General features: G+C 60.6%; 13 protein-coding genes. 4 read left to right on the top strand and 9 right to left on the bottom strand.

All coding sequences use genetic code 11. The annotated features are described in order from the left end of the window. Nucleotides 1-225: 225 nt before the first annotated feature. From msrQ to G7016_RS21575, 6 genes are all read right to left on the bottom strand, one after another. On the bottom strand, nucleotides 226-846 hold the full coding sequence (msrQ, locus tag G7016_RS21600; protein WP_181117764.1) for a protein-methionine-sulfoxide reductase heme-binding subunit MsrQ: 621 nt from the start codon (nucleotides 844-846) through the stop codon (nucleotides 226-228). Then, entirely contained in the window at nucleotides 846-1,859 is a 1,014-nt protein-coding gene (gene msrP / locus G7016_RS21595; RefSeq protein ID WP_181117763.1) for a protein-methionine-sulfoxide reductase catalytic subunit MsrP, read from the bottom strand. The genes msrQ and msrP overlap by 1 nt, the downstream gene beginning before the upstream one ends. Before the next feature lie 59 nt (nucleotides 1,860-1,918). Beyond that, entirely contained in the window at nucleotides 1,919-2,767 is an 849-nt protein-coding gene (gene pssA, locus G7016_RS21590; protein ID WP_181117762.1) for a CDP-diacylglycerol--serine O-phosphatidyltransferase, read from the bottom strand. Between the two features lie 146 nt (nucleotides 2,768-2,913). Further along, entirely contained in the window at nucleotides 2,914-3,930 is a 1,017-nt protein-coding gene (gene ilvC, locus G7016_RS21585) for a ketol-acid reductoisomerase (RefSeq protein ID WP_181117761.1), read from the bottom strand. 51 nt (nucleotides 3,931-3,981) lie between these two features. Further along, nucleotides 3,982-4,473: an acetolactate synthase small subunit gene (gene ilvN, locus G7016_RS21580; protein ID WP_181117760.1), complete on the bottom strand. Its 492-nt coding sequence runs from the start codon at nucleotides 4,471-4,473 to the stop codon at nucleotides 3,982-3,984. A gap of 2 nt (nucleotides 4,474-4,475) precedes the next feature. After that, complete coding sequence (locus G7016_RS21575; protein ID WP_181117759.1) at nucleotides 4,476-6,200, bottom strand: acetolactate synthase 3 large subunit; 1,725 nt, start codon at nucleotides 6,198-6,200, stop codon at nucleotides 4,476-4,478. Nucleotides 6,201-6,553: 353 nt separating this feature from the next. On the opposite strand from G7016_RS21575, the gene G7016_RS21570 reads away from it, so the two are divergent. Further along, entirely contained in the window at nucleotides 6,554-6,988 is a 435-nt protein-coding gene (locus G7016_RS21570; RefSeq protein WP_181117758.1) for a DUF4124 domain-containing protein, read from the top strand. A 21-nt stretch (nucleotides 6,989-7,009) separates the two neighbouring features. Here G7016_RS21570 and G7016_RS21565 read toward each other — a convergent pair whose 3' ends face one another. Genes G7016_RS21565 through mrcB form a run of 3 tightly spaced genes read right to left on the bottom strand, consistent with a single transcriptional unit; the run spans nucleotide 7,010 to nucleotide 10,423 of the window. Then, nucleotides 7,010-7,345, bottom strand: a complete 336-nt coding sequence (locus G7016_RS21565; RefSeq protein ID WP_181117757.1) for a YqcC family protein — start codon at nucleotides 7,343-7,345, stop codon at nucleotides 7,010-7,012. Nucleotides 7,346-7,353: 8 nt separating this feature from the next. After that, nucleotides 7,354-8,085, bottom strand: a complete 732-nt coding sequence (locus G7016_RS21560) for a tetratricopeptide repeat protein (RefSeq protein ID WP_375139248.1) — start codon at nucleotides 8,083-8,085, stop codon at nucleotides 7,354-7,356. A gap of 13 nt (nucleotides 8,086-8,098) precedes the next feature. After that, nucleotides 8,099-10,423: a penicillin-binding protein 1B gene (gene mrcB, locus G7016_RS21555; protein WP_181117756.1), complete on the bottom strand. Its 2,325-nt coding sequence runs from the start codon at nucleotides 10,421-10,423 to the stop codon at nucleotides 8,099-8,101. A 117-nt stretch (nucleotides 10,424-10,540) separates the two neighbouring features. Here mrcB and G7016_RS21550 point away from each other — a divergent pair, with 117 nt between their 5' ends. The 3 genes from G7016_RS21550 (at nucleotide 10,541) to G7016_RS21540 (ending at nucleotide 12,840) form a co-directional block, all read left to right on the top strand. Next, nucleotides 10,541-12,085: a bifunctional aminoglycoside phosphotransferase/ATP-binding protein gene (locus G7016_RS21550; RefSeq protein ID WP_181117755.1), complete on the top strand. Its 1,545-nt coding sequence runs from the start codon at nucleotides 10,541-10,543 to the stop codon at nucleotides 12,083-12,085. Nucleotides 12,086-12,171: 86 nt separating this feature from the next. Continuing rightward, nucleotides 12,172-12,516 carry a pentapeptide repeat-containing protein gene (locus G7016_RS21545; protein WP_181117754.1) on the top strand — a complete coding sequence of 115 codons (345 nt, stop codon included), beginning with the start codon at nucleotides 12,172-12,174 and terminating at the stop codon, nucleotides 12,514-12,516. Between the two features lie 48 nt (nucleotides 12,517-12,564). Further along, nucleotides 12,565-12,840: a TfoX/Sxy family protein gene (locus tag G7016_RS21540; protein WP_181117753.1), complete on the top strand. Its 276-nt coding sequence runs from the start codon at nucleotides 12,565-12,567 to the stop codon at nucleotides 12,838-12,840. Nucleotides 12,841-12,843: the final 3 nt, after the last annotated feature.

Genomic DNA, 12,843 nt, shown 5'->3' with positions numbered 1-12,843 from the left:
ATTTCTCGTTCAACTTCAAACACTTGACCGCTTCACTTACCTCTCGAAGCGGGAGGCGAATTCTACAGCGTTACCACCTGCTGTCAACCCCCTTTTTCACCGCATCCGATCCGGAGATCGAAGCCACCTCCCGCTTACCTGAACCGCTAACTCGTTGATTCTCAAGAAGTTTGCCGTTCCGTTGTCGCTGGAAGTGGGCGCATTATAAGGGCTTTCGAGAGGGCGTCAAGCGCTTCTTTGAAGATTCGTTCGATTCTTTTTTGGCCGCTTGATGAATGCAGCGATCAACGGCACACGGAGCAACATAAGCACTGCGCCGATGCTTGCATACACGGACCATTCCGCCCAGTTCGCCCGCACGATCCAGAGGAAGTGCAGTAGCCCGAGGGCAAGTACCGCATACACCAGCTTATGTAGCCTGCGCCAGTTGCTACCTAGCTTCCGTTGGCTAGCCCGGTTCGAGGTGATCGCCAACGCAAGCAGCAGTACCCAGGCGAGAGCACCGACGATAATGTACGGACGCTTTTGAAGCTCTACGCCAAGCTGGCTGAAATCCAACCCCAGCACAAAGAACAGGTAGGCGCTCAGGTGCAGCACGGCGTAGGCGAAACACCATAGCCCAAGCTGCCTTCGAACGATGATCCAGCCGCTCCATCCTGTTATTCGCTGAAGCGGCGTCATGCTCAAGGTAATCAACAGCATCACCAGCGCACCCAGCCCCAGCCGATCAAGCAATACCTTGCCCGGGTCTGGGCCAAGCGCAAACAGCCAGGCCTGGTAAACCCACCATAATGGCCACACCGCCACGGCGAAAAATACCGCCAGGCGAAACCATGGATAACGCATCAGTAGTTCACCCTCAGGTCCAGCCCTGCATAGAGAGAAGCCACGTCCTCGGCATAGCCGTTGAACATTTGGGTTTCCCGCACGTTCGGAGCGAACAGGCCACTGGGAAGGCGGCGTTCTCGCGCCTGGGTCCAGCGCGGATGATCAACCTGCGGATTGACGTTGGCATAGAAGCCATATTCGTCCGGTGCTATGCCCTGCCAGGTGGTGCGCGGCTGCTCGGTGACCAAGCTCATTCGAACGATGGATTTGATCCCCTTGAAGCCATATTTCCACGGCACGATCAGGCGCAGTGGCGCACCATTCTGGTTGGGCAGCTCCCGCCCATACATGCCTACCGCCAACAAGGTGAGAGGGTGCATGGCTTCGTCCAGGCGCAACCCTTCTTCATACGGCCACTGTATATAGGAGAAGCTCGAGCGCTGGCCCGGCATTGTGGCTGGGTCCTGCAGGGTCTCGAAGCGCACATAGCGAGCTTTGGAGGTGGGCTCCACCTGCTTGAGGATGCTGGCCAGCGGGAAGCCAAGCCAGGGAATGACCATCGACCAGGCTTCGACGCAACGCAGCCGATAGATGCGTTCCTCGAGCTGGCTGGGCTTCACGAAGTCTTCAAGCGCATATTTGCCGGGCTTGCCCACCTCCCCATCGACAACGATCGACCAGGGTTCGGTTTTCAGGCTACCCGCGTTTTGCACAGGGTCGCCCTTGTCAGTACCGAACTCGTAGAAGTTGTTGTAGTGGGTGGCATCCTTGAAGGGCGTAATGGCTTCGCCCTTGGCAGTGACTGCCTGCCAATGGGTTTGCTTGAGTTTTTCCTGGAACCAGGCCGCAGGCTTACCGGGTTCGACGCCTTCGTACGCGGACGCGCTGGAGGAGTCCGCCCAGGCCGGAATCGATGCCCCGGCTGCCAATGCGGCAGCGCCTGCCATAAGGGTTCGGCGGGAAAGATAGGCAGCTTGAGGGGTAACTTCAGATTCGTGGCAGGCGGATGCCTGGCTAACCTTGATAAGCATTGGGCACACTCCGAGCGATCAGTTGCTGGATCGTGAGACGAAGTGTGCCCTGATTTATTTCATCTGTGCCGACGAAGGCGCAACAAATGTTGAATCGGCCCGGATGCCGCATAGATGAGGAAGATCAGCAGAAGGATCTTCGGCGGGTCGATGAACACAACGGCGAACACCAGCACAACCGCCAGGATGGCCACGAAAGGTACCCTGCCCTTCAGGTCGAGCTCCTTGAAGCTGTTGTACTTGATGTTACTGACCATCAGCATGCCGGCACCGGCCACCAGGATAGCCACCAGGAACGACAGCTTGGCCCCCGGGATTTCCAGGTCGCTCATGGCCCACACCGTACCGGCCACCACCCCTGCCGCCGCAGGGCTTGCCAGGCCGATGAAGTAGCGCTTGTCCGCCTTGCCTACCTGGGTATTGAAGCGGGCCAGCCGCAGCGCAGCACCGGCAACGTAGATAAAGGCGACCATCCAGCCCACCTTGCCCATGGCACCCAGTGCCCAGACGAACGCCAGCAGCGACGGCGCCATTCCGAAGGCGACCATATCGGACAGCGAATCGTACTCCGCGCCGAACGCGCTTTGGGTATTGGTCATGCGCGCTACACGGCCATCAAGGCCATCGAGCACCATCGCGACGAAGATCGCAATGGCGGCAAAGGAGTAATACTTCACTGCCTCGGCCGAATTGCCCGCACTCAGGGCGCTCTGGGCTGTGATCGAGTTGATGATGGAATAGAAACCGGCAAACAGGTTTGCGGTAGTGAAGAGGTTAGGCAGCAGGTAGATCCCACGGTGCCGCACTCTACGCCCCTCGGCATCCTGACCCTCTTCAACATGCTCGTCGACAGGGAGCAGGCTATCGGCGTCGGGGGCCGTGTTCGGCTCTTCAGGGCGTTCGCTCATAAACAGTACCTTGCAACGTGTGAAAAATTTCGACAGACGCTCGGGACGAGGGTTCGTCCGCAAACGTTGCAGCTTTATACCAGAAGGCCACGCTGGAAACGAAAAAACGCGGCCGAGGCCGCGTTTTCCGTTGTAACAAAGCGCGATCAGTTCTTGGCTTTGTCGACGATCTTGTTCGCCGAGATCCAAGGCATCATCGAACGCAGTTGCTCACCGATCACTTCGATGCCGTGCGCTGCGTTGTTACGGCGGCGAGCGGTCATGGACGGGTAGTTGGCGGCGCCTTCAGCGATGAACATCTTGGCGTACTCACCATCCTGGATGCGCTTGAGTGCATTGCGCATGGCCTGACGGGATTCGGCGTTGATCACTTCCGGGCCGGTAACGTACTCGCCGTACTCAGCGTTGTTGGAGATCGAGTAGTTCATGTTGGCGATGCCGCCTTCGTACATGAGGTCAACGATCAGCTTCAGCTCGTGCAGGCATTCGAAGTAGGCCATTTCCGGGGCGTAGCCAGCTTCTACCAGGGTTTCGAAACCGGCTTTCACCAGTTCTACCGCACCGCCACACAGAACGGCCTGCTCGCCGAACAGGTCGGTTTCGGTTTCGTCCTTGAAGGTGGTTTCGATGATGCCGGTACGCCCACCGCCCACGCCGGCAGCGTAGGACAGCGCGACGTTCTTGGCATTGCCCGAAGCGTCCTGGTAGATCGCGATCAGGTCAGGAATACCGCCGCCCTTGACGAACTCGGAGCGAACGGTGTGGCCCGGTGCCTTGGGGGCGATCATGATCACGTCCAGGTCGCTGCGAGGAACAACCTGGTTGTAATGGATGGCGAAGCCGTGGGAGAAGGCCAGGGTCGCGCCCTGCTTCAGGTTCGGCTCTACTTCGTTCTTGTACAGTACCGACTGGAATTCATCCGGGGTGAGGATCATGACCAGGTCAGCAGAAGCAACGGCGCTGGCCACGTCAGTGACTTTCAGGCCATGAGCCTCAGCCTTGGCCACAGTAGCCGAACCCTTGCGCAGGCCGACGACGACATCAACACCGGAGTCTTTCAGGTTGCACGCCTGAGCATGGCCCTGGGAGCCGTAACCGATGATGGCGACTTTCTTGCCCTGGATGATGGACAGGTCACAGTCTTTGTCGTAGTAAACTTTCATGAAATTCCCCTGATTATCCTGGCCCTTGGGCCGCCTGCAAAAATGGTTTGATTAGATGCTGAGTACTTTGTCGCCGCGCGCGATACCGGTAACGCCACTGCGCACGGTTTCGAGAATGGACGCTGTGCCGACGGCCTGGATGAAGCTGTCGAGCTTGTCGCTGGTACCTGTGAGCTGAACGGTATAAACGCTGCTGCTTACATCCACGATCTGCCCGCGGAAGATGTCGGTGGTGCGCTTGACCTCGGCGCGCTGAGCGCCGGTCGCCTTCACTTTCACCAGCATCAGCTCACGCTCGATGTGTGCACTTTCCGAAAGGTCGACCAGCTTCACCACTTCCACCAGCTTGTTGAGGTTCTTGGTGATCTGCTCGATCACCTCATCATGGCCGATAGTGGTGAGGGTAAGGCGCGACAAGGTCGGGTCTTCGGTCGCGGCAACGGTCAGGCTTTCAATATTGTAGTTGCGCTGCGAGAACAGGCCGACCACCCGGGACAGTGCGCCCGGTTCGTTTTCCAACAGCAAAGAAATGATGTGCCGCATGGTCAGGTACGCTCCGTCTTGCTCAGCCACATGTCACGCATCGAGCCATCCTTGATCTGCATCGGATAGACGTGCTCGCTGGTATCCACCTGAATGTCCAGGAACACCAGGCGATCTTTCATGGCAAAGGCTTCGGCCATCATGGGCTTGAGGTCCTTGAGGTCGGTGATGCGCATGCCGACATGGCCGTAGGCCTCGGCCAGCTTGACGAAATCTGGCAGCGACTCCATGTACGAATGCGAATGGCGGCTGCTGTAGTTCATGTCCTGCCACTGGCGCACCATGCCCAGTACGCCATTGTTCAGGTTCACGATCTTCACCGGCAGGCCGTACTGCATGCAGGTAGAGAGCTCCTGAATGTTCATCTGGATGCTGCCCTCCCCCGTCACGCAGGCAACGTCGTTGTCGGGGAAGTTCAGCTTCACACCCATCGCGGCCGGGAAGCCGAAGCCCATGGTGCCCAGGCCACCGGAGTTGATCCAGCGGTTAGGCTTGTCGAACGGGTAGTACTGAGCCGCGAACATCTGATGCTGGCCCACGTCGGAGGTCACGAACGCATCGCCCTGAGTAACATCCCACAGAGTACGAATCACGGTTTGAGGCTTGATCAGCTGACCATCGCCCTGCTCGTAGGGGAACAGGCCGCGCTCGCCACGCCATTCGTCGATCTGCTTCCACCAGGCGGCAACCGCTTCCTTGTCCGGGGTTTGCCCCAGCTCTTTATAAGCGGCAACCATTTCAGTCAGCACGCTTTCTACCGGGCCCACGATTGGCACATCGGCCTTGATCGTCTTGGAAATGGACGCCGGGTCGATATCCACGTGAATGATCTTGGCGTTAGGGCAGAACTTGGCCGCGCCATTGATTACACGGTCGTCGAAGCGCGCGCCCACGGCGAAGATCACATCGGCATGGTGCATGGTCAGGTTGGCCGTGTAGCTACCGTGCATGCCGAGCATGCCGACGAACTGACGATCAGTGCCTGGGTACGCGCCCAGCCCCATCAACGTGTTAGTGACCGGAGCGTTAAGCAGCCGCGCCAGCTCGGTGAGTGGCGAAGACGCTCCGCCAAGGATCACGCCGCCACCGGCATAGATAACCGGGCGACGCGCAGCCACGAGCATTTCGGCGGCCTTGCGGATCTGGCCCGAATGGCCCCGCACGGCAGGTGAATAGGAGCGCAGCTTCACCTTTTTCGGGTAGACGTATTCGAATTTCTCCGCCGGGTTGGTCATATCCTTCGGGATATCGACCACAACCGGGCCAGGCCGGCCAGACTCAGCCAGGTAGAACGCCTTCTTCAGGATCTCCGGAATTTCCGAGGGATGCTTGATCATGAAGCTGTGCTTCACGATAGGCCGGGAGATACCGATCATGTCGGTTTCCTGGAAGGCGTCGGTGCCTACCATGGTGCTCGGAACCTGGCCAGACAGCACCACCATGGGGATCGAGTCCATGTAAGCCGTGGCGATCCCGGTGATGGCGTTGGTAGCGCCAGGGCCGGACGTCACCAGCACCACACCCGCCTTGCCGGTGGCGCGGGCATAACCGTCGGCCATGTGAGTAGCGGCCTGCTCGTGGCGAACCAGGATGTGCGAGACATCAGGCTCTTTGAACAGGGCATCGTAAACATGAAGGAGAGCACCGCCAGGGTACCCGTAGATGTGCTTGACACCCTCGTCACGCAAAAAGCGGACGATCATCTCAGCGCCGGATAAGAGCTCCACGTTGTTCACCTCAAAAACGCCAGAATACCGCCGGGAGGCGGGTCCATTAGGTTTACTGCCAAGCAGAGCATGAGCGACGGTGGTCGCCGACTACGTCAGCACTGACTGAGCAAGTATTGGGACTTCCCCAAAGTGTTGCGGGGGTTTCCCACCCAGCGCGAGGTAACGCGTTGCGGGTGTAACAGGTCGGCGCGGGTATGCGCCTCATGATCTGCTGAGCGGGTCTGCTTCTGGCAGTCCCTTCACAGCGGACTTTGGATTGTTGTGAATAGCCCCTCGCAAGTCAAGTCATCTGTCGCCTTTCTGCTTCTGTGGTAATTTTGCGCAAAGCCCTTTGGACGAACGGAGCGGACATGCGCCTTACATGCCTGGTGGCCAGCGTGATGCTGGCAGCAATGGGGTCGCTGCAAGCGGCCCAGGTATACAAATGGGTGGATGCCAACGGCGTGACTCACTTCGATGCCAAGCCGCCGACCGGCCAGGCGGCCACGCCTATCGACACGCACGCGCCGCCCCCTGCCAGCCCTGCGAAAGGTTCGCAGAACGAGGACGACGTGGACAACGATCCCGAGCAGAAAGCCGCAAACGATCGTGTTCGCCAGCAGGTGACAGAGCAGGAAGCGCAGACGAAGGAGTTCTGCGACCAGGCGCGCACCAACCTCGCCCAGTTGAACAACAACCCAAGGGTGCGCCAGGAAGTGGATGGCGAATTGAGGCGCCTGACCGAGGAAGAGCGGCAGGCGAAGATTGCCGAAACCCGCAAAGCCATTGCCGATCAGTGCCACTGACCGGCAGCCCTGCCCTGCAGGTCAGGCCTGGCTGGCGCCAGTGATAAGAAGGTCGAACTCGCGCAGGCAGGCCATGAGCGCAAGGCCCTGCCCAGGCCTGCTGGCGTAGACCATTTCAGCCATGGCGAGGATGCCGGAGGCATTGGGCAAGGCCAGGCCGTTCTCCAGGATTAGCTTCATTCGTGGCAGGAAGATCCATTGCAACCACTCCTCGAAGCTGAGCGTGTCCACGCAGAACGGCTCCACACTGGCCAGCGCCTGCTCGCTGGGCGGCTGGGCGGCCCACCATCCAGCCTGACGAAGGGCGCGTTCGATCAGCAAAAGCTGATCGGCAATGGCAGGAAAACGAGCGTCCATTTCCCTGATCACCCTCGCGCATTCTGGCGAGCCTGCGCCGCGCCTGCTGCGTCACCCTGTTTCTCGCGCGCCTGAGCGATGGTTTCCCACAGCCGCGCCTGGAGGTCCGGGCGCCCGTTGGCGTAGCTCAACGCCCGCCGGGCAAACTGCTCGGCCTGGGCAGCGTCACCCTGTGCCAACCTTACCTGGGCGAGACGAAACAGCACCTGAGGCTCGCGCGGCGCTATGCGCTGGGCACGCTCCAGGCTGGAGGAGGCGCCATTGAGGTCGCCGCCGCCCTGCTGTTGTTGGGCGGTAGTGAGCAGCGCCAACACCGGACCGTCCAGCTGCTCATCCGCTGCCAGGCCTCCGCTGGAACGCGTGGCCGCAGGAATACCGCTCGGAGCAGACGGTGCGGGTGTATACAGGCTGCCGCTGGCCGCAGGCGTGGGCGGTGTATAGGCAGGGCCATTGGTAACCGGCCCCGGGGTGATCGGGCTGGTACTGATAGGCGCTGCGCTGGCCTGAATCGGAGCACTGGAGGTGGGCACCATCACCATGACGCCGCTGTCTTCGGGGGCAGCCTGCGTAGGGGCCGCCGCGACCGGAGCGCGGTAAGCGGTATTACGGTTGGCCGACACGCGCTCGCTGTTGGAAACCCGCGCGCCTTGATCAACCACAGGTATCGAGCCGCGAGGCACGCTTGCACAGCCTTGCAACAGGACTGTCGCGGTCAGCATTGAAAACCACAACTTCTTCACGTCAGTTCCTCAGTCAATTCAGCCAGCCCTTGATCCAGTCCATCACCGGAGCCGCCGGGGACTCGGAGCCGGAATTACATGCCACGCCAGGGGCTGGTTCACTGCCCCGAATATAAGGCATCTGCACGGCGTTCGGGCAGCCTTCCGCCGAACCCTGCCCGGTCTGGGCGTCCACCCAGGCGAGCACGACGTTATCCGGCACCGCCATGTTCAGCGGGAGCGGATCGGCCTTGCGCATGAAATTGGTCCACACCTGCAAGGCGCCGGTGGCACCGGTGTAAGGGGTTTTACCGTTGTCGTCGCGCCCCATCCACACCACCGCCAGCAAATCCTGGCTGAAGCCGGCGAACCAGCTGTCGCGTGAATCGTTGGTAGTGCCGGTTTTCCCGGCCAGGTTCAACGACGAGGGCAACACATTGTAAACCGAGCGCGCGGTACCTTCGCGCACCACACGCTGCATGGCGGTCTGGATCAGGTAAATGCTGCCTGGATCGAAACGCTGCTGGATCTGGAAGGGGTAACGCTTCAACGGCTGGCCTTCGGCGGTCAACACGCTGCGAATACCCCGCATCGGCGTGTTGTAGCCACCGTTGGCAATGGTTTGATAAACCGTCGCCACCTGCATTGGCGTGAGCGCGCCTGCGCCCAGCAACATGGAAGGGTATGCCGGCCAGTTCACATCCACGCCCAGTTTGCCAAGGGTTTTGAAGACATTGGGAATGCCGAGATCAAGGCCGAGGCGAGCACTGGAGAGGTTGTAGGAATGCGCCAGCCCTTGATACAGGAAGATGGTGCCGTTGGAGCCTTTTTCGTAGTTCTGCGGCGACCACACCTGCCCATCGGCGCCCTTCACCGAGAAGGGTTCGTCCTTGATCCAGCTGGTAAGCGTGTACTGGCTGGGTTTTTCAAGGGCGGTGAGGTAGATCGCCGGCTTCACCAGCGAGCCGATGGGCCGCACCGCATCCAGGGCCCGGTTGAAGCCGGCAAAACCTGCCTGGCGGCTACCGACCAACGCTTGTACCTCACCACTTTCCGGATTGGTCACCACCATTGCGGTTTCCATTGCGTCACCGCCCTTACGGGCCGAGAAGCGCTTGAAGCTCTCGCTGACGGCCGCTTCGGCTTTCATCTGCAGGATGGGGTCGAAACTGGTGAATATCCGCAGGCCTTCGCCAGTAAGGTCTTCATCCCGGTAATCTTCGCGCAGCTGGCGCTTGACCAGGTCCAGGAAACCCGGGAACGAACTGTCTGCCAGGCTACCGCGCTGGGTAACGCCCAGGGGCATTTTCTTCGCGGCGGCCACGGCCTCGGGTGTGGCCACGCCCTGCTCCTGCAGCAGGTCGAGCACCAGGTTACGGCGCTCCAGCGCCCGCTCGGGATAGCGACGGGGGTTGTAATACGAAGGGCCTTTCACCATCCCGACCAGCAATGCAACCTGGTGCAACCGGAGCTCTGACAGGGGCTGGCTGAAGAAGAACTGGCTGGCCAGGCCAAAGCCGTGCACGGCCCGTTGGCCATCCTGACCGATGAACACTTCGTTCAGGTAAGCCTCGAGGATTTCCTGCTTGCTGTAATGCAGCTCGAGCAGCACCGCCATCATCGCTTCGGTCAGCTTGCGGCTGAGGCTGCGCTCGTTGGTGAGGTAGAAGTTCTTCACCAGCTGTTGCGTCAAGGTACTGCCGCCCTGGCGCATCTGCCCCGAGGAAGCGTTGATGTACACCGCCCGCGCGATGGACTTGGGCGATACACCGAAGTGGTGATAGAAGTCGCGGTCCTCTACGGTCACGAGGGTGTCGATCAGGTAGGGCGGCACCTGATCGAGCTTGATGAGAATCCGGTCTTCAAGGTTTTTCGGGTAGATCCCGCCGATCAGCAACGGCTCGAGCCGCACCACGGGGAGCTTTTCGCCGCCGTTGCCAGCCAGGTCGCCAACGTAGTCGCCATTGAAGCGCACCCGAACCGGCCGGGCTTGCTCCAGCCCCTCATAGAACTGGAAACCACGGGTATTGAGCGAGACGGTATTGCCGGCCACCGCAACCTGCCCGGGGCCATCCACGGCATTGACGCGACGATAGCCAAGGGCGTCCAGTTCGGTGAGAAAGTCTTTGAGTTCGAGCTTTTGCCCCACGAACAATTCGAGCGGCCGGCCGTACACCTTGGCGGGGATGGTCCAGCGCTTGCCGGAAAACTTCTCCTGCACCACGGCATCGAGGTAAATGGCAACGCCAGCCAGCGCCACAAGGCCGACCAGGCTGAGCTTGAGCAGCCAGCCGAGCCACGTGCGGGCGCGATTTGAAGCGGGACGAGAGGGTTTGCGGGGGGATCGGCTACGAGTCATGGCGGCGGATTATACGCAGTTTGCCCCCCCACAAACAGAAACGTTGTTACGGTTTGCAGCACCGGCGGTAGCCGCCATAATGAACGGCAATGCCCCTCGACCGCATAAGGATTTTCCGTGAGTCAAGCCCTCGTTGCCGCGCTGCAGAACCCGGCGCTTTACCCTCACCCGGTTGAAGCGTTCGAGCTGATCGAAACACATATTTCCTGGGTCATCCTGACCGGCCCCTACGCCTACAAGATCAAGAAGCCGGTAAACTTCGGCTTCCTGGATTTCACCACCCTGGCCGCGCGACAACACTTCTGCCAGGAAGAGCTGCGGCTCAACCAGCGCCTTACCGAGGGGCTTTACCTGGACGTGCTGAGCGTAACCGGGAGCGAACAAGCCCCGGCCCTGGGTGGCGAAGGCCCGGCGATCGAATACGCCCTGAAAATGCGCCAGTTCCCGCAAAGCCAGTTGTTGAGCACGCTCCAGGCCAATGGGGAGCTGGGCAACGAGCATATCGACGCGCTTGCGCAACAAATCGCCGAATTCCACCTGGCCGCACCGCGGGTTCCGCTGGAGCGCAGCGAAGGTACGCCTGAGAGCGTGATGGCCCCGGTGAGCCAGAATTTCGAACAGGTTCGGCCGTTCCTGTCCGACCGCGCCGACCTGGTGCAGCTGGACGCACTACAGGCCTGGGCGAGCGCCGAGTACGACCGCCTCCTGCCGCTGTTGCAGGCACGCAAGGCCGAAGGGTTCATCCGTGAATGCCATGGGGATATTCACCTGGGCAACGCAACCATCATTGATGGCAAGGTAGTGATCTTCGATTGCATCGAGTTCAACGAGCCCTTCCGCTTCACGGATGTGTACGCAGATATCGGTTTCCTGGCCATGGACCTCGAAGACCGCGGCCTCAAGTGCCTGTCCCGCAGGCTGGTCACCCGCTACCTCGAGATCACCGGCGACTACGCGGGCCTGCCGCTGCTCAATTTCTACAAGGCTTACCGCGCGATGGTGCGGGCCAAGGTCGCGCTGTTCAGCATGCCGGCCAACGCCGATGGCCTGCAGCGCGCAACCTCGCTGCGCCAATACCGGAACTACGCCACGCTGGCAGAAAGTTACAGCGCCATTCCGTCCCGCTTCCTGGCCATCACCAGCGGCGTGTCCGCCGTGGGCAAGAGCCATGTGGCATTACGGCTGGTCGAAGCTCTGGGCGCCATTCGCTTGCGCTCGGATGTAGAGCGAAAGCGCCTCTACGCTGAAGTGGACACCGATGCGCTCTACAGCGAGCAGGCCAGCGAAGCGACCTACCACAAACTGCACACGCTGGCCGGGCAGATACTGAGCGCAGGCCTTCCGGTGGTGCTCGACGCCACCTACCTCAAGCAGTCACAGCGTGCCGCAGCCCAGGCGGTTGCCCAGGCCCAGGCGGTGCCTTTCTTCATTCTGGATTGCAGCGCTCCCCAGGCAGTGATCGAAAGCAGGCTGGCCCAACGTCAGGCTCAGCAGAACCCGGACCCTTCCGATGCCACACTTGACGTGATCGCGGCACAATCACACAGCCGAGATCCACTCTCCGGAGAGGAGCGGCTGGCGGCGAAAGCGGTCAATACCCATGACGCCAGCAGCGTCGACGCCGTGATCGAAGCGATTCGCAGCCGACTGCCGGGGCTCTGACCTCGACAGCGCGTGAACCAGTCCACACCTTCGGCTTTCGGGTGGTGTCATTATGATGGCGCCACCTTCCCAACGGAGACGCTGCCATGACCCAGCCCAAACTGATCGATTCGCCCCTTTTCGCACTCGTGAGGGAAGAACGGATCGGGGACTTCAATGAGGCGAAGCGCCGCGAGGGGGCGGTGGACTTCACTGGGGGAGACTTCCGAGGCCTGGACCTGCGCAACCTGGATGCAGACGGCCTGAACCTCAGCGACGCCTACTTTCGCTCCGCCGACCTCAGGGGCATAGATTTCCGCAATGCTTGCCTGGAAGGCGCCTCGCTCGCCCATGCGCAAATCTCCGGGGCGTATTTCCCGCCGGAACTGAGTGCGGACGAAATCCTGATGTCCGTCAACTTCGGAACCCGGCTTCGGTATCGCACCAAATGACCCTCGGCTAAAGTCCGCTGAGGGGACAGCCCCCGATTAGGAGCCTGGATGAACGACGAGCTGCAGGAACTGCGAAACCTGGGCAAGACCTCCGCCCAATGGCTCCACGCTGTTGGCATCCACAGTGCAGCCGACCTGCGCCGGCTGGGTGCCGTGGACGCTTATCGCGCTGTAAAAACTCGAGGCTTCCGTGCTTCAAAGGTACTGCTTTATGCCATCGAGGGCGCGCTTCAAGGGGTTCACTGGAGTGACCTGCCTGCCGAGCGCAAGGAAGCCCTGAACAAGGCCTTCAACGCTTCGCCCTCGCCTCGCCCGAACAACTGACCA

The sequence above is a fragment of the Pseudomonas japonica genome (genome assembly GCF_013522925.1).
GTDB classification, from domain to species: Bacteria; Pseudomonadota; Gammaproteobacteria; order Pseudomonadales; family Pseudomonadaceae; genus Aquipseudomonas; species Aquipseudomonas japonica_A.
The sequence above is the reverse complement of the archived record's forward strand: the minus strand, read 5'-3'. Positions and strand labels throughout refer to the sequence as shown.

Excerpts from the sequence above, each read along its gene's own strand:
- msrQ (WP_181117764.1), bottom strand. The coding sequence starts at position 846 with ATGCGTTATCCATGGTTTCGCCTGGCGGTATTTTTCGCCGTGGCGGTG.
- msrP (WP_181117763.1), bottom strand. The coding sequence starts at position 1,859 with ATGCTTATCAAGGTTAGCCAGGCATCCGCCTGCCACGAATCTGAAGTT.
- pssA (WP_181117762.1), bottom strand. The coding sequence starts at position 2,767 with ATGAGCGAACGCCCTGAAGAGCCGAACACGGCCCCCGACGCCGATAGC.
- ilvC (WP_181117761.1), bottom strand. The coding sequence starts at position 3,930 with ATGAAAGTTTACTACGACAAAGACTGTGACCTGTCCATCATCCAGGGC.
- ilvN (WP_181117760.1), bottom strand. The coding sequence starts at position 4,473 with ATGCGGCACATCATTTCTTTGCTGTTGGAAAACGAACCGGGCGCACTG.
- G7016_RS21570 (WP_181117758.1), top strand. The coding sequence starts at position 6,554 with ATGCGCCTTACATGCCTGGTGGCCAGCGTGATGCTGGCAGCAATGGGG.
- G7016_RS21565 (WP_181117757.1), bottom strand. The coding sequence starts at position 7,345 with ATGGACGCTCGTTTTCCTGCCATTGCCGATCAGCTTTTGCTGATCGAA.
- mrcB (WP_181117756.1), bottom strand. The coding sequence starts at position 10,423 with ATGACTCGTAGCCGATCCCCCCGCAAACCCTCTCGTCCCGCTTCAAAT.
- G7016_RS21545 (WP_181117754.1), top strand. The coding sequence starts at position 12,172 with ATGACCCAGCCCAAACTGATCGATTCGCCCCTTTTCGCACTCGTGAGG.
- G7016_RS21540 (WP_181117753.1), top strand. The coding sequence starts at position 12,565 with ATGAACGACGAGCTGCAGGAACTGCGAAACCTGGGCAAGACCTCCGCC.